14 protein-coding genes are annotated in these 19710 nt (G+C 50.5%); 12 read left to right on the top strand and 2 right to left on the bottom strand.

The features are described from left to right. The first annotated feature begins 31 nt into the window (after positions 1 to 31). The 3 genes from BN3279_RS06570 to BN3279_RS06560 all read left to right on the top strand — a co-directional run bounded on the left by BN3279_RS06570 (position 32) and on the right by BN3279_RS06560 (position 3104). On the top strand, positions 32 to 619 hold the full coding sequence (locus BN3279_RS06570) for a TetR/AcrR family transcriptional regulator (RefSeq protein WP_059049848.1): 588 nt from the start codon (positions 32 to 34) through the stop codon (positions 617 to 619). Positions 620 to 729: 110 nt separating this feature from the next. Next, the gene (locus BN3279_RS06565; protein WP_059049847.1) at positions 730 to 1914 is read left to right on the top strand and encodes an MFS transporter; all 1185 of its coding nucleotides are present in this window, start codon (positions 730 to 732) and stop codon (positions 1912 to 1914) included. A gap of 98 nt (positions 1915 to 2012) precedes the next feature. After that, a complete protein-coding gene (locus BN3279_RS06560; RefSeq protein WP_082672966.1) occupies positions 2013 to 3104 on the top strand; it encodes a helix-turn-helix transcriptional regulator in 1092 nt (363 codons plus the stop codon). On the opposite strand, the gene BN3279_RS06555 is transcribed toward BN3279_RS06560, so the two are convergent. After that, positions 3092 to 3553 carry an ASCH domain-containing protein gene (locus BN3279_RS06555; protein WP_059049846.1) on the bottom strand — a complete coding sequence of 154 codons (462 nt, stop codon included), beginning with the start codon at positions 3551 to 3553 and terminating at the stop codon, positions 3092 to 3094. The two genes, BN3279_RS06560 and BN3279_RS06555, sit on opposite strands and share 13 nt — an antisense overlap. A 190-nt stretch (positions 3554 to 3743) precedes the next feature. Here BN3279_RS06555 and BN3279_RS06550 point away from each other — a divergent pair, with 190 nt between their 5' ends. From BN3279_RS06550 to BN3279_RS06515, 8 genes are all read left to right on the top strand, one after another. Then, complete coding sequence (locus BN3279_RS06550; RefSeq protein WP_059049845.1) at positions 3744 to 4784, top strand: Atu2307/SP_0267 family LLM class monooxygenase; 1041 nt, start codon at positions 3744 to 3746, stop codon at positions 4782 to 4784. 246 nt (positions 4785 to 5030) lie between these two features. Then, positions 5031 to 6650, top strand: coding sequence for a response regulator (locus tag BN3279_RS06545; RefSeq protein ID WP_059049844.1), 1620 nt, complete (start codon positions 5031 to 5033; stop codon positions 6648 to 6650). A 23-nt stretch (positions 6651 to 6673) separates the two neighbouring features. After that, the gene (locus BN3279_RS06540) at positions 6674 to 8518 is read left to right on the top strand and encodes a cache domain-containing sensor histidine kinase (protein WP_059049843.1); all 1845 of its coding nucleotides are present in this window, start codon (positions 6674 to 6676) and stop codon (positions 8516 to 8518) included. 173 nt (positions 8519 to 8691) lie between these two features. Next, positions 8692 to 9558: an ABC transporter permease gene (locus tag BN3279_RS06535; protein ID WP_082673005.1), complete on the top strand. Its 867-nt coding sequence runs from the start codon at positions 8692 to 8694 to the stop codon at positions 9556 to 9558. Positions 9559 to 9570: 12 nt separating this feature from the next. Further along, complete coding sequence (locus tag BN3279_RS06530; protein ID WP_059049841.1) at positions 9571 to 10446, top strand: carbohydrate ABC transporter permease; 876 nt, start codon at positions 9571 to 9573, stop codon at positions 10444 to 10446. A gap of 44 nt (positions 10447 to 10490) precedes the next feature. After that, positions 10491 to 12020: an extracellular solute-binding protein gene (locus tag BN3279_RS06525; RefSeq protein WP_059049840.1), complete on the top strand. Its 1530-nt coding sequence runs from the start codon at positions 10491 to 10493 to the stop codon at positions 12018 to 12020. A gap of 17 nt (positions 12021 to 12037) precedes the next feature. Further along, positions 12038 to 13381 carry an FAD-dependent oxidoreductase gene (locus tag BN3279_RS06520; RefSeq protein WP_059049839.1) on the top strand — a complete coding sequence of 448 codons (1344 nt, stop codon included), beginning with the start codon at positions 12038 to 12040 and terminating at the stop codon, positions 13379 to 13381. 63 nt (positions 13382 to 13444) lie between these two features. Beyond that, a complete protein-coding gene (locus tag BN3279_RS06515; RefSeq protein ID WP_059049838.1) occupies positions 13445 to 15766 on the top strand; it encodes a golvesin C-terminal-like domain-containing protein in 2322 nt (773 codons plus the stop codon). Between the two features lie 58 nt (positions 15767 to 15824). Here the strand turns inward: BN3279_RS06515 and BN3279_RS06510 are convergent, their stop codons facing one another. Continuing rightward, entirely contained in the window at positions 15825 to 18539 is a 2715-nt protein-coding gene (locus tag BN3279_RS06510; protein ID WP_059049837.1) for a glycoside hydrolase family 2 protein, read from the bottom strand. A gap of 123 nt (positions 18540 to 18662) precedes the next feature. Here BN3279_RS06510 and BN3279_RS06505 point away from each other — a divergent pair, with 123 nt between their 5' ends. Further along, positions 18663 to 19700: a LacI family DNA-binding transcriptional regulator gene (locus BN3279_RS06505; protein WP_059049836.1), complete on the top strand. Its 1038-nt coding sequence runs from the start codon at positions 18663 to 18665 to the stop codon at positions 19698 to 19700. Positions 19701 to 19710 lie beyond the last annotated feature (10 nt).

The following is a 19710-nucleotide window of genomic DNA, read 5'->3' as shown; positions in this document are numbered from 1 at the left end:
GGTTTATTCGATTTTGTTGGAGGGGGATACCATGAGCACGCCTAAAGGTTCGGAGAAGCGCAGCATGATTCTAGAACAGGCGTTGGAGCTTTTTGTGCAGAAGGGATATGCGGCTACGTCGATGGAGGATATCGTAAAGCACACGGGGGTTAGCAAGGGCAGCATATATTACCACTTTGCCAGCAAAGATGATTTGTTTGTGAGCATGGTTGAGAAGATCAACCGGGAATGGGTGGATGAGTGGGTTGAGATTCGCGGCCAACTCCCTGATGTCGAGAGCAGATTGCTGGGCGCAAGCTTACACTTTGTGAACAGCTTCCAGAGCCCCCTGACGAAGGTGGCTGAAGAGTTCTCAATGAATGCGCAAGAGGGCTATCAGGGAGTGTATGATCGGTTGATTGAGATATCCATGGTACAAATCGAGGTGTTTACCGAAATTCTCCAGGAAGGGATGGAGCAGCAGTTGTTTGCTGAGGGCCATCCGGAGCGGCTGGCGGTGTTGTTCACCAGTATGTTGAGCGGCTTGTCGATCTATCCTCAGGTGTTCCCGGAAAAAGAGATAGAGCGGCACACGAAAGAAGCGGTGGATGTGTTATTGAGTGGAATTAAGCGGCGTTAAATGAAGCGGAGTCTGTTCGCGTTCGTCAACCACATGTTGGGCAGACCCGCTTAAATTGTAGGTATTATTAAACCGAACGGTCGGTTTTATGAAAAGAAGGAGACGATAAAATGAAAGAATTGTTACGAAATCGGGTGTTTCTACTAGTTATGGCTTCGGATGTGTTACAGCAGGTGGGGATTTGGATACGGAATATGGCTTTGCTGTATTATGTGGTGCAGCAGACCCAAGGTGACCCGGTGGCGGTGTCTTTGCTTACGGTGGTGGAATACACGCCGATATTTTTGTTTTCCTTGGTGGGTGGTGTACTGGCCGATCGTTGGCGTCCCAAGCGTACCATGATCTGGGGTGATATATTAAGCTTTCTCTCCATTGTGCCCATATTATTTGTGGTGGCCTGGGGATACTGGCAAGCGGTGTTCGTTGTGACGATGATTTCCGCTATTGTGTCTCAATTTTCCCAGCCTTCCTCAGCCAAGTTATTTAAAACCCATGTTCCGGAAAAGTCGTTGACCTCGGCGATGGCAATGACTCAAATGGTTAGCTCGTTGTTTATCATATTAGGGCCTATCCTTGGTACCTTTGTGTACTATACTTTCGGAGTTACGGTCTCTTTGGGCAGCCTGCTGGCGATCTTTGCTTTGTCTGCTTGCTGTTTGTTCTTCTTACCGGATTCGCCTCGCTCGCTGGAGAAGTTGTCCTGGCAAACCGTGGTCAAGGATTTTCGTGGGGGATTAAGCTACATGCGCGAACATGCCAATTTGAAAGTGTTGCTGGCGATGTTTGGTATTCTGGCTTTGGGAGCCGGGTTGACTGCTCCGCTGGACATTTTTCTCGTTACGGAAAGGTTGGGTCTAGCGGAAGCGGACTTGCAGTGGTTTACGGCATTTTCCGGCGTGGGTCTCTTAATTGGAGCAATCATTGCCGCCGGCCTATCCGGTCGTCTGAAGGGCAAGGGAGTGGTGTTCGCCGGTTTAATTTTGTTGGGGATAGGCACGATGGTTGAGGTGTGGTCCGTCTGGCCAGTGCTGACCGGCGGGATGCGACTGATTACCGGATTGTTTCTGGCATTGACGCAGACCGTGATTGGCACGTATATGCTAACTTTGGTGCAAGCTGAATATATTGGGCGGGTGAACGGACTCATCACTCCTGTATTCACGGGCTGTACGCTAATTGGAACCGGGTTCTCCGGGATGCTGGTCGCCCAAAGCTCACTTATCTTTGTTTACATGCTTGCCGGCGTAATTTTGATGTTGTCGGCTTTGGTCGCGTTACGGCTACGGTTCAACTAATCCAGCATATAGCAGCTTTCCTTGGGTCATGATCGCAATTAATATCAAAGCAGAGCCACCTGATTATGTTAATCTATTCATCGAAAGGAGCATGCGTCATGATGCAATTTGAATTTGAAAAGGCGATTCAGTATGTTGAAGCCAATCTGGAGAATGACCTCACTTTGAATGATGTAGCTCAGCAGTGTAACTACTCGCCCTACCACTTCTCTGTATTGTTCCATCAATATTTCGGTGAAACTATGAAAAGCTATATCAAGAAACGCCGTCTTACCCGTGCGGCAGAACATCTTAAACATACGGAAACTACCATTCTCCATATTGCAGTAAAATACGGGTATTCATCGCAAGAGGCCTTTTCCCGTGCTTTCACGGATCTGTTTGGGATTACGCCCCATAAATATAGACAGACACAAGTACCCATTCAAGAAACGAATCAGAAAACCAGTCCACAATGGTATGAGAAGGGGAGCGAGACGATGAATGATACAATTAAACTTTTGCAAGAGAAAATTGAAGCCAAGGCCAAATATCCTGTAAATATTCTCCATATCCTCAATGGCTCCCATATGCTTAATAAATTCAAGACCCATAAGCTGATGAACAGTAAGGCAACCTATGTGTCATTTAATGAGGCGATGTGCTGGGGCGAAGCGGACCCACAGATATTTTCGCAATCATTTATAGAGAAGCGGGCAACATCATTACGAACGACGGAGGAAGGATACCGAGGAAATGTAATTGAGGCGCTAAAGCCTTTGTTTGAGGAAAAGTTTGAGATTATTGTCTTGTGGTTTGGCGACGATATGTTTTGCCAGATGAACTTAATTACAATCGCTGCCTATCTGGAGCAAATTGGTTATAACGGCGATGTGCTGTTCTGTATGGCCCTGGAGAGAACGGATGAAATGCTGGATGAAGCCTATGAGCTTGATATTAGCGGTTACCTGGAGGTTTATAAGGCGGCTATAGTTAACCGCCAAAAACCGGCTTCCCAGATGATGCCCGTCACTTATCAGGCAATCAACATGTATTTGACTTATAGAGAGGAGAAGAGCCCGATTGTCAAATACATCAGGGGCCATGCAGGTGATGAAAACCTCATCAACAGCTTGTTGAAACGATTTCCCGAATATGGGCTTGGCGATTTGCAGTATCACTGGATGATTCAGGAACATCAATCTTTGTAAATATCAACCACTTTGAAATTTTGACATACCAGTAACATATCCGGGGAAAAGGAGAGGCCGTAGAGTCCCAGTTCCCAGGTGAAGAATCTTTCATGTTCCTCATACCAATAGGAATAGCTTAAGTCGCCTTCTCCTTCGGACTTGGCAAACTCTTCAGTCACTTTGTTCATCGGGATAATCTCTATGTTGGTATACTGAATAATCACTAGCGGACGATTTTGCCCGTCCAGAACAATATCGTATTGTCCAACTTCGGGATAACTCTCATGTTCCAATTCATATACTTGTAAGGAGGAACAGGTCCCTGTCTTGATGCCTTTCACCACCAATTCGCCTAATTCATTGCCCATTTGCTCTGTCCCATCCCCAAACATCCAGGAATCGGGCGTGTTCAACACTAATTGATGTTGCTGTGCAAATCGGTTCCAATATTGCTCTACTTCACCCATAATGACACCTTCCTTAACTGTAACATGCCGCTTCTGCTCTAGGCCGAAGTCAGGCATAGCGTTTTATATAGTTTACCTTCAACCATCAAGTTTTAGCTACAGTAAGGTTGTACCCGCTTGTTGAAGACAATTTTAGATATTATACTTATAAAATATTTAAATTGGACGCAATTGGTGGAGGAAGAGAGAAATGGAACTGGGAATTAGCAGCTTTGTAGAAACGACTCCGGATGTGGGGACGGGGGTAACGTTAAGTCATGCCGAGCGAATACGTGAGGTAGTTGAGGAAATAGTGCTAGCCGATGAGGTGGGCCTGGATGTGTATGGGATAGGGGAGCATCATCGTCCTGATTTTGCTGCCTCCTCGCCTGCGGTAATCATGGCGGCAGCGGCAGCGCGGACACAGAGAATTCGTCTGACGAGCGCGGTGACGATTTTATCCTCCTGTGATCCGGTCAGAGTATTTCAGGATTTTGCCACTTTGGACGGCCTGTCGAATGGGCGGGCTGAAATAATGGTAGGGCGGGGCTCCTTCCTGGAGTCGTTCCCGCTCTTTGGATGCGATCTGGAGGACTATAAAGAATTGTTCGAGGAGAAGCTGGAGCTGCTGCTCCAGATCCAAGCATCCGAATTCGTAACCTGGTCAGGCAAGCACCGCCCGGCGATTCACCATCAGGGGATTTATCCTCGTCCGGTGCAGCAGCCGTTGCCTATCTGGATCGGGAGCGCTGGAAGCCTTGAATCTGCCGCCAAGGCAGGTGAGATGGGGCTTCCATTTGCTTTGGCGATTATCGGTAATGTGAAGCCGGATGATTACAAAGAGCATGTAGCCTTGTATAAAGAAGCGGCCAAGCGGGCTGGTCATGATATCGCCAAGCTGCCGGTAGCCTCCCATTCCCACGGATTTGTGGCGGAGACGACAGAGAAGGCCTTGGCGCAATTTTATCCATCTACCTTTGCCAGAACGAACTTTAGAGCCAAGGAGAAGGGGACTCCGCCTTATCTTCAATCCGATTATGAAGTAGCTTGTCGCTTTGAGGGGGCGCTTTATGTGGGCGATCCGCAAACGGTGGCAGATAAAATTATTTACCTGCATCAGGAGATTGGGATCGATCGGTTCCTGCTCCATGTCCCTCACGGTTCGATGCCCCATCAGGAAGTGATGGAGGCCATTCGTTTATTCGGCACTGAAGTAGCTCCCCTCGTTCGGAAGCAAACGCAGACTCGTTAATGGGATTAATTCTGGCCACAACAGCCGAGCATTGGCTCAATCCAGCGTACCAGCGTAATAATGTAATACTTAAGAAGGCCTTGAGGATCATCTCCTCAAGGCCTTTATTTATTGTCAAGTCTGCCTGTCATTGTCACCGCTATTTAATCATCGAACCAGTATCCCCCTCTTGGCAACTGGCGAAAGGTCATATAGAATTATTCGCAAAAGATTAGCAAAATCTCTGACAACCGGCGGTGGACAAGCATGTATAAAGCAATCATTGTGGATGACGAGGAATCTGTGCGGGAAGGGCTGCAACATCATCTGGACTGGCAGGCCTTTGATATCGAAGTGGTCGGGACGGCACAGGATGGTGTTCAGGCGCTTGCACTGGTAGAGGAGGTCCTGCCGGATATCGTCGTGACCGATGTACGAATGCCTCAGATGGATGGCATTCAGTTAACCAAGCAGCTAAGCGCACGTAATCCGTTCATCAAGATCGTGTTCGTGAGTGGACATGATGATGTGGACTATCTGAGAAATGCCTTGCAGGTAAAGGCTATTGATTATATCCTCAAGCCGGTGCGAATCGACGAACTGCATGAGGTAATTGAAAGCGTAATCAAACAGCTCCAGGCAGAGGAGCAAGGCCGCCTGCGTATAGCGGATATGCGCAGTAAGCTGTCCTTGAGCATGCCATTACTCAGGGAAAAGTTCCTGATGTCGCTCATCAAGGACGGGTTAAAATACCAGCCTGATCAGGTTCAGGAGAGGCTGGAGTTCCTCGGGCTGAAGCTGCCGGTCGATGCTGATTACTGGATTATTTCAGTCAGTCTCGATGGACAGAAGGAACTGGCAGAGCAGCAGACTGAGGCGTCCAGGCAATTGGTCTCCTATGCGATTATGAATGTCTGCCAGGAATTAATTGATCAATATATGGGCGGTTATATCATTGAGAACAGGGACGGCGAATACATCGGCATCTTATGGTCTGAGCAGGCAGATGACCCGGAGGATGGACTTTACTTCCTGGCTACCGAGATTCGCGACAATCTGGAACGTTGGCTGGGAGTGAGCGTGACGATCGGAGTGGGGGAGCGGGTGAATGGGCTGGCGGAATTACCCTTGTCCTACAGCTATGCGCGGGAAGCGGTTCAACAAAAATGGTATCTGGGAGGCCAGCGCATTATTACCCTCGATCACTATGCCAGTAGAGAGGATGAATATCCACGGGTGGAGCATGGCTCCAATGATGTATTTGTATCTGCCATGCGGACGGGCGATGCTGCCGAATTGAAGGAAGAGCTGCGCCAAATATTCGGCCAGTGGGCGCGTCACCGCCACAAGGGTGTAATCTATGTCCGCAACATCACCCTGGAATGGCTGCTTATCGCCAATCGGCTGCTGATTGAGTTGCAGATTCATGATGCGGAGACGGACAGCAAAGAGAAGGAATTGTTCGAGCGCTTGTATCGTCTGGAGACATTAAGCGAGCTGGAGCAGGCAGTTACGGGCTATTTGCTGGAAATCTGCGAGAAGATTCGCGACAAGCGGCGGACGAAGCCCAAAAATGCGGTAGAACGGATCAGACAGGTCATTGGTGCGAAGTACGGGGAAGATTTGTCGATTGAAAAAATAGCGGAGGAGGTCTTTCTGTCTCCGACCTATATGTGTTTTTTCTACAAGCAGGAAACGGGCGAAACGGTGGTAGAGTATCTGACCAAGGTACGGATGGAGAAGGCCAAGGAGATGCTGCGCGACCCAGCCATTAAATTTTACGAAATAGCCAGCAAGGTGGGCTACATGAACCCAAGCTATTTCAGCAAGCTGTTCAAGAAGCATACCGGTGTGACACCCAGCGCTTACCGCAATGAGGTGCTGTGAGTGGCTGAAGGAGGAGAACATCCGTGGCAATCCGCTTGAGAAGACATTGGGATGGCTTGAAGAGTATGCTTCGCGAGCTGGTGGGAGCCCGCAAGTGGCTGGCCGCTTACCTGATCATAGTGTTGCTGCCAGCTTCCTTCATGATCCATTTCTACTCGGGACGCGCTTCGGATATCCTGGTGGATGAAGTGACCCAGACGATGCTGCAAACGTTGAAGCAAGCCGGAACCAACATTGATTACCACTTTGGACGCATCGAGGATTTATCGGATTCATTGATGATCAATCCCGTCTTGATTGGCTCGCTGAGCACCGACGGTACTGTGGAATCTTATATGGAGCAGCATAAGCAACTGAAGGATTTACGCGAGAAAGTCATTGAGCCGGCACAGACAAATGACAAGGTGGATAAGATCCGCTTGTATGTAGACCATTCAAAAAATTATTCCCGGGAGGGCATTAATTTCTTTGCCCTTGATGATGTGTTTGGCACCCCTTGGGTAACTCGGGCACTGGAGGCAGGCGGCTCGGGCGTGTGGGGTGGCTTGCATCTTCAAAGCTATCTTGACCAGTCCCCCGCCTATGTATTTTCCAATGCCCGGGTCTTGCGTTTCTACCGCGATTTCAATGTGCCCTCGGGCTTGCTGGTCATTGATCTGGACATGCAGGCGGTAAGTGACATTGCAGCCGATCTTGGTGGAATTGGCAGCGGCGAGGCCGGAGCCGTATATTTGGTGGATGAACACAATACAGTCATGTACCATAGCGATTTGCAGGCAGTTGGCGGAACGTTGGCGGAGGACGTGCGCGGCGTAATCTCCAATCGTACGGAGGGCGTGCAGGCTTTTGAACGGGAAGGGGACAAGCAGTACGCGATTTTCACCTCGCTTCGTACGACGAATTGGAGGCTGGTTGTGGAAGTGCCGCAGGAAGTCATTGCTGGCCGGGTGGTGGAACTGAATCAATTTTCCGGACTTACCGGCTTGCTGGGAACCACGTTATTGTTCGTCATCTTGCTGTTTGTGCTGCAAATGTTCTTTGTGCGCAGCATGAGCCGACGAGTGCGCACAGTGGTCCATTCAATTCGCCGGGAGGGGATTGAGAGTCTGGACGAGCAGATGCAGGATGGTGCTAAAGACAACCGGATACTTGAGAGTAGCGTCAACGTATTGATTCACAAGCTCCACCGCTTGATGGGAGAGGCCTATACTGCCAAGGTTCAGGAGCGTGAGGCCATGCTGCGAGCTTTGCAGGCACAGATTAATCCCCACTTTCTCTACAACACGCTGGATTCAATTAATTGGCTGGCGCGGAAGCATGATGCTCCGGATATAAGCCAAATGATTGACGGACTGGCCCAGTATTTCCGCTTGAGCTTGAATAAGGGGCAGGATATGGTCAGTGTTGCGGATGAATTGGAGCTGGCCAGAGTGTACCTGGAAATTCAGAGACATCGGTTCAAAGATAGCTTCGAATACGAAATTATTGGTGGTGACGAATTGGCGGGGTACATGATGCCAAAGCTGACGCTCCAGCCTTTAGTGGAGAATGCTCTACTGCACGGTATTCAACATACAAGAGATATGTCGGGACGAATTCAAATCGAAGCTTATACCGAAGGGGAGGAATTGTGGATGGTGGTGTCGGATGACGGCGTAGGAATGGAGATGCAGACAGCCAAGCGAATGCTGCACTACGGTAAGCCTGATGCTGATGCTGCGGGTCGGGGAGGCTCGTATGGACTGTATAATGTACATGAGCGCATCCGGCTGTTCTCTGGCGAAGGTTATGGCTTGAGCATTTATTCCGAACCGGGTAAGGGAACGGCCGTTACCGTAAGGATGCTGCTGCAACGGATAGAAAAATAATACATTTCAGCCTTCTCTTGTTGGTTTAGGGAGAGGGCTTTTTGATACTTCGATAAATCGAGTCAGAAATCGAAAGATCGATATCTACTAACCTCCTCCTGCCTTTTCTATAATGAGGCTAACAACGGAGGGGGGAGACAAAAGTGGTTAGGCAGATTCGACAACACTGGGAGATGTATCTGTTATTACTGCCCGGGATTTTATTCATGCTGTTGTTCAAATATACGCCGATGTACGGTGTGCTAATCGCCTTTCAAGACTTTAATATTTTTAGCGGCATTGGGGGAAGTCCGTGGGTGGGGCTTAAGCAATTCGAGAAGCTGTTCCATTCACCGGAATTTCTCCAGGTATTGGTCAATACCTTGCTGATCAGCTTTTACAAAATCGTGCTGCTCTTTCCGCTGCCGATTTTGATCGCGCTGCTGCTAAACGAAGTGAGAATTCTATGGTTCAAGAAAACCGTGCAAACAATCGTATATTTACCCCATTTTCTATCCTGGGTCATTATTACGAGCTTGTTTGTCACCATCCTATCACCCTCGGGAGGGATGGTTAATGAACTGATCAAGATGTTTGGGGGATCGCCAATTGCCTTCTTTACCGACAACAGCGTCTTCCGAAGCCTGGTAGTCTTCACTGCTGGGTGGAAGGAGTCGGGCTGGAACGCCATCATCTTTATCGCAGCCATCTCCGGGATCGAGCAGGAGCAATATGAAGCGGCCGAGATTGATGGAGCAGGGCGGATACAACGTATGCTGCATATTACGCTGCCCGGCATTTTGCCTACCATCGTGTTAATGTTCATTTTGCGAATTGGCAATGTGCTGGAGGCCGGGACCGAGCAAATCCTGACGATGTACAATCCGATTGTTTATGCCACGGGGGATGTCATCGGGACTTATGTGTACCGAATGGGCTTGGGTAAGCTGGATTACAGCTTCAGTACCGCCGTGGGCCTGTTCAATTCCGTTGTCGGATTTTTGCTGGTTATCTTCGGGAATCAAATGAGTAAAAAGCTAGTGAAGCGCAGTATTTGGTAAGGGGGAGCAGCTATGCTAAAAAAGAGGAACGCCAAGGACTGGCTGCTTGACGGATTCATCTATCTGTTCATGATCGCCTTGGCTGTAATGACCTTGACGCCGTTCCTGAACTTGCTGGCCAAGTCAGTCAGTGAAGAATGGGCGGTTGTCTCGGGGAAGGTTACAATCCTTCCTATCGGCTTTCAATTGGAAACGCTTAAATTTGTAGTAACCTCCAGCAACTTTACAAGCTCGCTGGGAATATCTGCGCTGGTCACTGTAATCGGTACTGTCATGGCCATATTGCTAACCGCCGTCACCGCGTACCCGCTGTCCAAGCCGCAAATTCCGGGAGTCAGCTTCATTCTTATTTTGTTCGTGTTCACGATGCTGTTCAGTGGAGGGATTATTCCCAACTACTTGCTGATTCGCGAACTGAACCTATTGAATCATTTAGGCTCGTTAATCTTGCCGGGCATGATCAGCGTGTTTAATTTGCTGGTGATGAAGAGCTATTTCGAGGGACTGCCTGAAGCATTGGAGGAATCGGCAAAAATAGACGGAGCAAGAACGTTCACCATTTTGTTCCGCATCATTCTACCGATTAGCAGTCCTGTGATTGCGACGATTTCGTTGTTTTATGCCGTAGGCTACTGGAACGATTTCTTTAGCGCCATGTTGTATATCAGTGATCCGGCTCTAAAGACTTTGCAAATTTACTTGAAGGACATCGTAATCAATGCGGACCTGGCAGCCTTGGGAATGTCACCTGACGACATGATGAACTTGCCGGGTGAGGGTGTCCGGGCGGCAGCGGTCATTGCGTCGACGGTTCCAATCCTTTGCGTCTATCCTTTTTTACAAAAGTATTTTGTCAAAGGGGTTTTGATTGGCTCAGTGAAGGGATAACTACCTGGGCAAGAAGTGGCAACTAACTTAGAGGAGGGTTCTGCATGTTACAGAGAAAATGGTTGAGTGTGTTATTATCGGTGGCCTTAATGCTGGGATTGGCGGCGTGCAATACAGGAGGAGGGCAGCAAGGGGATACCTCGACGGCACCTGGGCAGGAAGCGAATGCGACCAAGCCGAAGTTGAAGGTGCTGTATCCGAGCCAGCCGGAGGATTACAATACGTATCCGGTGGCAGCGGTGCTTGAGGAACGAACGGGATACAAAGTTCAATATGATATGCTGCCTGCCGATAATCCGCAAGACAAATTGAACATCGTCATTGCCTCGGGCGAGGAGTATGACGCCATTGCGGTGAGGGGAACCAGTGCGGATAAAGCGCTGTTTGCGGACTATGCGGTGCGTGGTGCTTTGACGGACCTGACCCCGTTAATTGACGAATACGGTCCCAATATCAAGAAGGCACTTTCCGAGGTTACCTTGGACGCCTTGACGATTGACGGCAAGATTTATGGTATTGGCAACCGTACGATGGAATTTGTGGGCGGCGGCTTGCTGATTCGCCAGGATTGGCTGGATCAATTGGGATTGCCGCTTCCAACAACGGTAGATGAATTTGTTTACGTGCTGGAGCAGTTTCAGGAGAAGGACCCTGGAGGCAATGGGGGTCAGAATATTCCGTTCAGTATTTTGGGAACCGATCCTTTTCCGGCCAATATTTCCGGTGCTTTCGGCTTGACCAATGCCTGGAACGAAGTGGATGGGGAACTGTTACCACGTGCGCTGGCTCCGACCCTGGAGGATTATGTAGCCTTCATGAACGACTTGTTCCAACGGAAGCTGCTGGATAACGATTTTGTTATTAACAAGGTCGCTAACCTTAAGGAAAAATTGACGAACGGTCAGGCCGGTGTCATCCCGACAACCTGGGCTGAGGTAACACCTTTGGTAGAAGCCATTAAGAAGAATCATCCCGAAGCCAAGCTGGCTTTTATCCCGACACTCCAGGGAGCCGACGGACAGATGGGCCTATCGGCAGCGAGTGGCTTTGACCGGATTACGATGATTCCGAAGTCTGCCAAACACAAGGAGGACATCATCAAATGGATTGATGCCATGCTGGAAGAAGAGACCTTCAAGCTGGTGGTACTGGGGGAAGAGGGCAAGCATTACACCTATGAGAACGAAGCTTATGTGCCGATCAACCCTATTTTCACGGATGAGCGCAACCGGGCTAACAATTTCCTGATCGGACTGGATGAGGAGAAATACCCGATTTACTGGCAGGCTCGGGTACGTAAGGACCCGGTCATGTTTGAGGCTTACGAGTTCCTGAACATGAAGCAGCCGGAGGAAGCGGCACAGCGTGATGCGTTGCGTCTGGCTCCCTACCTTCCCGAGTTCTCCAAGAACAGCCAGAGCCTGGACACCTTGTCCAACGATACGATGGTCAATCTAATTTTTGGCTCGACATCAGCCGGCAGTCTGGAGAGCTTCCGTCAGCGGTTCAACGCCGAGGGTGGGGAAGCTACGGTGCAAGAAGTGAATGATTGGTACAAGACATCAGGCAACTAATACAGGAGGTGATCCAAGTGAATCGAATCATAGAAGCGGATGTGGTAGTAGTAGGTGCAGGTCCGGCGGGAGTGAGTGCGGCGATTGCTGCCGGACGCACAGGAGCGCGTACGGTACTGATTGAACGCTATGGCTTTATCGGCGGCATGTCCACGGCTGCACTGGTCTATCCGTGGATGACTTATCATACTTCTGACGGGAAGCAAGTGATTGGCGGTATCGCGCAAGAGATTGTAGAACGCTTGCAGGCGCTGGGGGCGTCCCCGGGGCATGTCCGGGACACTTGTGGTTTTGTTCATACGGTGACGCCCTATCATCCCGAAGTGTATAAGGTGTTGGCAGTTGACATGCTCAAGGAAGCTGGCGTCAAGCTGTTGCTGCATAGCTTTGTAGATGAGGTCCGTAAAAGTGAAGATGACCGAATATCTTCGGTCATTCTCACCTCCAAGTCCGGCCGGATCGAGGTGGCGGGGAAGGTGTTCGTAGATACGACGGGTGATGCCGATATTGCCTATCTCTCCGGTGCCCACTGCTTGAAGGGAAGGGACCAGGATGAGGCCACGCAGCCGATGACCATGAAATTCCGCATGCGGAATGTCGATCTTGAGGTCGTGAAGCAGTATATGCTGGAGCATCCGGAGGAATTTTATCCCAAGACACCGATCGCCGAGCTGCCGGAACTGCCATTAACGGCGGTGCAAGGCTTCTACAAGCATTGGAAGCAAGCCGAATTGCCGATTAATCGTGATCAAGTCCTGTTCTTTACCGGACCGGAATCCGACGAGGTTCTCGTTAATATGACGCGTGTACAGGGACTGGACGGTACGAAGATGGAGGACCTGACCGAGGCGGAGGAGCAGGGGCGCAAGCAGGTGTTGATGGTGGCTGACTTTATGCGGAAGGAACTGCCGGGCTTCGAGTCTGCGGTCATTTCACAGGTAGGTGCTCAAATTGGCATTCGTGAAACCCGGAGAATAGAAGGCGTGTATACGCTGGAAATGGATGATGTGGTCGCCGGTCGCCGGTTTGAAGATTGTATTGCAAGAAGCGGATATCCCATCGATGTCCATTCGCCCAAGGGCGGGGATGTTATCGTATCCTGGGTGGAGGGCGACGGAGCCTACGATATTCCATTTCGTAGCTTACAGTCCAGAAATATTAGCAATTTACTCGCAGCGGGTCGTTGCATTTCCACCTCGCATGAGGCACTGGGCACCACGCGTCTTACGCCGAGCTGCATGGCCACCGGCCATGCAGCGGGGACGGCGGCCGGACTTGCAGTCCTCCAGGGGACAGAACTGCGTGATCTGAATGTGCAAGGCTTGCAACAAGCATTGGTAGAGCAAGGCGCATTGCTATAAATACATGATACTGGAGTGGAAGGAACCTGTTGATGATCAATCATATCTAAGGAGTGATGATGCATGAAACAGATTTCTTTCAGCAAAGCATGGGTGTTGTCATTAATAGCGGTATTCTTGCTTGTGGGTGTCTTCCCTGTGGCTCCTGCCCAACGGGCAGCGGCCATGGAGACAGGCGAACGAATCATTGTGGATAATGCCGATAGCGGATTCACCTTTACCCCGCAGGCGGCCTGGACGGACAGTACGCATGTACCCGGGTATTACGGCAGTAATTACAAAGGCGATGTGAGTAGTGGAGCGGATACGGGCGTGGCGGCCAAGTGGACCCCGACAATTACGGATGCCGGCTACTACAAAATTTATATGTGGTGGTCCGCAGCAGATAACCGTCCGGATGCCGCTCCAATTGAGATCAAATATTTTAATGGACAGAAAACGGATACTTCCTTGACGGTGAACCAGACGATCAATGGTGGGCAGTGGGTCTATCTCGGCACGTATTATTTGGGAACGAACGGGCAGGATTACGTGAAAATCAAAGGTGATGATGCTGGCTACACAGCCGCCGATGCGGTGATGTTTGAACTATCGCAGAAGCTGAGTACGCCTCCGAAAGCCTGGCCTTCTGTAACGCCGGAGCCTGCTCCGGAACCCTTGCCACTTAACACGGAAATAATTATTGATAACAAATCGCCGGAGTTCAGTTCCTTTATTGATGGTAAAGCAACTGCATGGAAGACTAGCAACGAAACACCGGGGATGATTGGCACGGATTATGCTGTTTGCAGCACCAAGGGGAACTGGAATTATGCGAAATACACACCTGTGCTGACGACGCCGGGTACCTATGAGGTATTCATTAACTGGACGGCCCATCCCAACCGGGCTGATGAAGTGGGCGTCGTAGTTGAGCACCGAGGTGGAGTGGACACCTCACAAACAGTAAATATGAAGCAAAATGGCGGACAATGGAACTCGATAGGTCAATATCAGATGCAGGGAGCGGGTAAGGACTATGTAAGCATCGTCTGCGACGATGAGGGCAACGTGGTGGCTGATGCGGTGAAGTTCAAGCTGATTGCTTACGATACACCAGCCGCTCCTTCTTCTCCTCAATATACAGGCGTGAAGAAGGTAGCGATTGTTCAGGATGAGAATGGACAATTTGGCCTTACCGTAGATGGAGAGCCCTTTGAGGTGAAGGGTGTTGCCGGTGCTGAGGTTATTTCAGAGATTGCCGATGCGGGAGCAAATGCGGTACGAACCTACGATGCTTCGGACAAGCATATGAAGGGCTGGGAAGTGCTGGATGAGGCCGAGGCGAATGGCGTCAAGGTAATGATCGGGTTATGGATCGAGCATTACAGCGATGATGATTTTGTCAATAACAAGCCTAAGATCCAAAGCAACTTAAATCAATTGAAGACCTATGTGGACAAGTATAAGGATCATCCTGCTGTATTGGCCTGGGGTGTGGGCAACGAGGTAGATAAGACGACTAGCCCAAGAGAGGTCTATGATGCCATCAATCATTTGGCTCAGTATATTAAAGAGCAGGACAAAAATCATCCAACCGTCATCGTATTGGCGGGCTCGAGTCCGATCAAGGTGCAAAATACAAGATTGTATGCGCCAGCTATCGATATTGTGGCCGTGAACTCTTACAAGCATATAGGCAATGTCCATACGAATGTAACCGGCACGGCATCTGGCCAAGGGCATTGGATTGGTCCTTATATGGTGACCGAGTTTGGCGTGGACCAGTCCGCTACCAGCTTGACTGAAAGTGCCAAGACGACTTGGGGGGTCACTCTGGAGCAGGAGAGCTACTACAAGGAACAGCAATATATAGATCGTTATACTAATCATATTGCACCCTATCAGGGCAGGAATATCGGTTCCTTTGTCTTCAAGGGCGCCGATGTGGTGGGGATGACCCATACCTGGTATAACATGTTCCTGGAGAATCATACCCAGAAGACCGGAATTTACGACGCGATGTACAAAGCGTGGAACGGAAGCTATCCGGCCGACCGCGCCCCGGGAATCCAGACCATTACCTTGAATGGCCAATTGGATTCTGACAGCATTATTCTCGCACCGGGCGTGGACGCCCTAGCCCAAATTACGGTGGATACGTATGGTGAAAGTGACCCGTTAACCTATGTATGGGAGATCAGGGAGGAGTATAAGAAGGGAGCGACCGCTTACCCGGCTGATATCGTTCCGGTGGCACAGGAACCGGACCCGTCAGCTATCGGGGATGTGGGGCGGAGGCAGCTTAGAACTCCAGAGATTCCCGGCTATTATCGACTGTTTGCTTATGTATATGATGCGACCGGGCACGTAGGCACGGCAAGCTTGCCCTTCAAGGTAGAATAGCATTGAACTATAAATGACCTCAGCCTCCACCATAACATGGAGAGCTGAGGTCATTTGTTTAATCCATTCGCATGAGCTTGATGGCATCGCCTGCAATCCATCCGTTGTCGCTGCCCGCCACCAGTTTGATGCTGTTCTCAAATTGCCCTGGTTTCATAGGCAGCGGGGCGCTTCCCAGCCGTAGCCAGCCTGAGCCCGAGAGGTCGACGCTTAGGGTTGTATTAATAGTATCATGCTGAATCTCGACCCTTTGGCTACTGCCTGGGCGCACATGCTCTTCAGGCACATGTAAGTAGATGTCGTAGTTGCCCTCAAGACCAATCCAAGGATTGAATTGAAGGTAATAAGCATTGTGCTCATAGCCATGCTCATCGTCCAGTCTCATCTCCATGCTGTTGCCGCCTGGCTCAGACTGATACGGAGTGATGCCTGCTTGTTGTCCGCTATCCAGATAGACCGTTTCTGTGAAGCGCTCTACTCCTGATTTGTAGGCCTTGTAGGTCACGTGAATCGCGGCTTCGTCTCCGAAGTGGAGAGCGAGGGTATGCGTACGCATGCCGCCCAGCGGTACCTCCAGCGTAAAGCTGCCCTGATCGATCCTTTGCCCTGAAGCTGCTGCGGTTACCTCGTAGAGAACCTCGATTTCGGTAGCCATATCTTGCAGATCGTCATTGTGAACGGTCAGCCTTCTGATCGGCGTCGCCTTGCCCCAATACGGATTGTCGGCTGCTTCAATGCTTGTACGCATATCATATTCATAATCAAAGACGGCGACCGGAGCATAGGAGCGTCTCCAATAGGCTTCAGGTGAATCAGCATAGCCGGTAATCGGGTCCAGCACGCGTGGATGACTGCGGTCCGTCCAAGGGTCAAGCAAGGGCATTATTGCAAAGTCGGGCCGATATCCGGGCTGTGTCAGGTCTTCCTCGGTCCAGCTAAGGGGCAGGCGTTTTGTCTCCGGCGTGGTTTGCTGCCCGAATACCTTTTGCAAGGAATAATAGGTGTTGATGATTTCATAACCCGTAGCGCGGTGTCCGCGAAAAATCGTCATAGCCTGCTGTACCGCACGCACGCGCTCCTCAGGGGCCGGCTGGTCATAACAAGCGTTGTCTTCATATACAAAAATAAGCTGTGGCTTCCAGTGTTCGTCATGGCGGTGATAAATGTCCGGCGCATATCCGTTAAGGCCAAAGCTATAGGAGACGCCCGCTGCCGCCAACGAGGGAGAGGGATACCTTGGGGTAGCCTGCGTGACTACCATCGGCCGGGTGCTGTCGTGAGCTTGTGCTTCTGCCGCCCAGGCTTCATCATAGCCGGATTCATTAGCCAGTGACCACATAATAATAGAAGGGTGATTGCGTAGTGTGGTCACCATGTCCCGCACGGCCGTTAGCTGATTGGCCTGGGTACCGATGGCCCCATGGTGATTGCCATTATTGATGGTGCTCTCGGCAATCATGAGCATGCCCTTCTCGTCGGCAATATCGAATAACGCCTTCACCCACATGCCCCGATGGGTGCGGAGCACATTAATATTCAGAGATTTGGCGGTATCGATGTAGCAGCTCCAGTATTCAGGATTATACAGGTATAAGCCACTGGTCCCTACGCCTTCTGTATACCCGTCCTTCCAGGTGGGCTCGACGGATTCCCCGTATAAGCGGGTCCTCACGTTGTTCAGATAGAAGCCGCGTACATCGTCATCCGTATCCTTGATGACCTCGACTTGCCGAAAGCCAAAACGTTCCGTATGTTCGGCGAAAGCTTGATCTTGCTCCTTGAGTACAAGCTGCAGTTGATAGAGGAACGGGGCGTGTGGCCACCACAGCACAGGATGGCTCCAGGGCTGGCTAAGGGTTAGAGCCAGGCTCTCGCCTGGTGCCAGAGTGACCTCCGGTTGATTGCTGAATGGCAGGGCTTCCCGTTCACTGGCATATTCGTAGACCGTGGCGCACACGTGGAAGGTGCGGCTCGCAGATCCTTCATTTTGCAGCAGGATGTCGGCCTCAATGGTCTGCTCGGTTACCGATGTCCGAACATAAACATCCTTGACATGAAGCGCCGGGACGGATTTGAGCAGCACATCGCCAATCAGGCCGTTATCGAGATTTCTCCAGCCACGATCTTTATTGTAATATTCACATCGGTCACCGAGGGGATAATCGGTTCCGCAGGCAGGATCGTAAGGATAATCCTCGTTCGGATACTCTCCTTTGAAGGCCGCCGTATAGTCCTGAACGACAACGGTCAGACGATTGTCCGTTGAAGGGACATTCACCAAGTGCGTGATATCGATTTCAAAAGGATGCTTGTTGATATGGGTATAGTCCTGATCAACTTCTTCCGTAGTAACCAACTTGTCGTTGACATATACCCAGCATTTGAAATTCACGCTCATGAACTTCAACTTGACGCGCTTGCCAATAAATGAAGCGGGAATATCGAATCGTCGTTCATACTGCCCCTTATGGACATATTGCCAAAAATAAGGGAAATCAAAGTCGCCCATTACGGCGGCGTCTCCAGGTTCAGACAAGGCGGATGACCAGGACATGGGAACCCGTACCGGGGTTGATGTATGCCAATCATTAGCCGGATCTTCGAGAGCGGCCTGAATAAAGGAATGGTTCTGATTAGGTTGCTTCCAGCGGCCCGGCTCATCGAGCTCGTAACCAAATAAGGGCATACGCAACGGTTTGAAGGTCCACATGGGGCCATTCAGGATAAGTTCCTCACATCCGGCAGCAGAAGTTGGCAGGATATTAGGTTTCATTTTGCAAATCGCTTCCTTTCTATGAACGGTTGTTTTGTAAGCTCAATCTCAGTATAGTGGAGGGGAAGTTTCGTTTTTAGTTTCGTTTTAGTTTCGCTTTTCACTTGAAAGGAGAAGGAATACATGCCACATCGCAAGAAAATAACATTGCAGAGATTAGCTAGTCAGCTTGGTCTCTCAGCCCATACTGTATCCAAGGCTCTGCGAGGGTTGCCTGGCATGTCCGAGGAGACGCGAGAAATAGTGGTGAAGGCGGCGAGCAAGGCGGGTTACCTCACTCGGGATCAGAAGAGGGGGCTGGCGGCCGAGCATATTCCACGCTTCACGCCCAGCCCCCGAGTCTTCCGGTATATATGGACTAATGAACTGCGAGGGTTGTCGTTGCACCAATTAATCCTGCAAGGGATTCAGGAGAAGATGGAGGAGTTCGGTCATGTGGTCCAGACGTTAGCAGCACCGGGCGAGGGCGACACGGCATCCATACAGCAGTGGCTTGATCGACAGCAGATGGCCTATTGGGATGGCATCTTTATTCCTCCGGCACTGCCGGCCAAGCTGGAGCGGGAATTGTTAGCCCTGGAGCTGCCACGCATTCTCATTAATTTCCCTTCGGCGGCGGAAGCGGTAGACAGCGTTATTTGGGATGTGGGCACAGCCATTCGTCAAGCGGTACGATATCTGACAGAGATGAATCATACACGCATTCTGTACATCGGAGACACGACCCGGCACCGGGGACTTGAGATTCGTTGGAAGGCATTTAAGGAAGCAATGGAGGAAGCGGGGCAACAGGTCCGACCGGAGCAACATGTCATCGGGCGGATTGTAGATAAGGAGCAGTGGGCCGATGCCGTAGCCTCCCAATTGGACAAGCTGGAGGCTACCGCTATCCTGTGCGCAGTCGAGCATGATCCGGCGTGGATTTATTACGCCAGCAGCCGGGCAGGGCGCAGCATTCCGGCCGATTGTTCACTGGTAAGCCTGGAGAATGATCGAAATCCGCTGGTGCCTGAACTAACTCGTCCCATCTTGCTGGTCAGGGAAGCAGGCGCTCGTGCAGCCGAGCGAATGCTCTGGCGCATGGCCAATCCGTCCAAGCCCTACGAGCATACTCTATTACAGGGAAGCTTCTATGAGGGGAATACGGTATTGCGTAAGTAATCTGAATTTT

It is taken from the genome of Paenibacillus senegalimassiliensis (assembly GCF_001486585.1).
Classification (GTDB): Bacteria; Bacillota; Bacilli; order Paenibacillales; family Paenibacillaceae; genus Fontibacillus; species Fontibacillus senegalimassiliensis.
The sequence above is the reverse complement of the archived record's forward strand: the minus strand, read 5'-3'. Positions and strand labels throughout refer to the sequence as shown.

What these genes read in the sequence shown, in the direction of transcription:
- BN3279_RS06570 (WP_059049848.1), top strand. Translation starts at nt 32, where the DNA reads ATGAGCACGCCTAAAGGTTCGGAGAAGCGCAGCATGATTCTAGAACAG.
- BN3279_RS06565 (WP_059049847.1), top strand. Translation starts at nt 730, where the DNA reads ATGAAAGAATTGTTACGAAATCGGGTGTTTCTACTAGTTATGGCTTCG.
- BN3279_RS06560 (WP_082672966.1), top strand. Translation starts at nt 2,013, where the DNA reads ATGATGCAATTTGAATTTGAAAAGGCGATTCAGTATGTTGAAGCCAAT.
- BN3279_RS06555 (WP_059049846.1), bottom strand. Translation starts at nt 3,553, where the DNA reads ATGGGTGAAGTAGAGCAATATTGGAACCGATTTGCACAGCAACATCAA.
- BN3279_RS06550 (WP_059049845.1), top strand. Translation starts at nt 3,744, where the DNA reads ATGGAACTGGGAATTAGCAGCTTTGTAGAAACGACTCCGGATGTGGGG.
- BN3279_RS06545 (WP_059049844.1), top strand. Translation starts at nt 5,031, where the DNA reads ATGTATAAAGCAATCATTGTGGATGACGAGGAATCTGTGCGGGAAGGG.
- BN3279_RS06535 (WP_082673005.1), top strand. Translation starts at nt 8,692, where the DNA reads ATGTATCTGTTATTACTGCCCGGGATTTTATTCATGCTGTTGTTCAAA.
- BN3279_RS06530 (WP_059049841.1), top strand. Translation starts at nt 9,571, where the DNA reads ATGCTAAAAAAGAGGAACGCCAAGGACTGGCTGCTTGACGGATTCATC.
- BN3279_RS06525 (WP_059049840.1), top strand. Translation starts at nt 10,491, where the DNA reads ATGTTACAGAGAAAATGGTTGAGTGTGTTATTATCGGTGGCCTTAATG.
- BN3279_RS06515 (WP_059049838.1), top strand. Translation starts at nt 13,445, where the DNA reads ATGAAACAGATTTCTTTCAGCAAAGCATGGGTGTTGTCATTAATAGCG.
- BN3279_RS06510 (WP_059049837.1), bottom strand. Translation starts at nt 18,539, where the DNA reads ATGAAACCTAATATCCTGCCAACTTCTGCTGCCGGATGTGAGGAACTT.
- BN3279_RS06505 (WP_059049836.1), top strand. Translation starts at nt 18,663, where the DNA reads ATGCCACATCGCAAGAAAATAACATTGCAGAGATTAGCTAGTCAGCTT.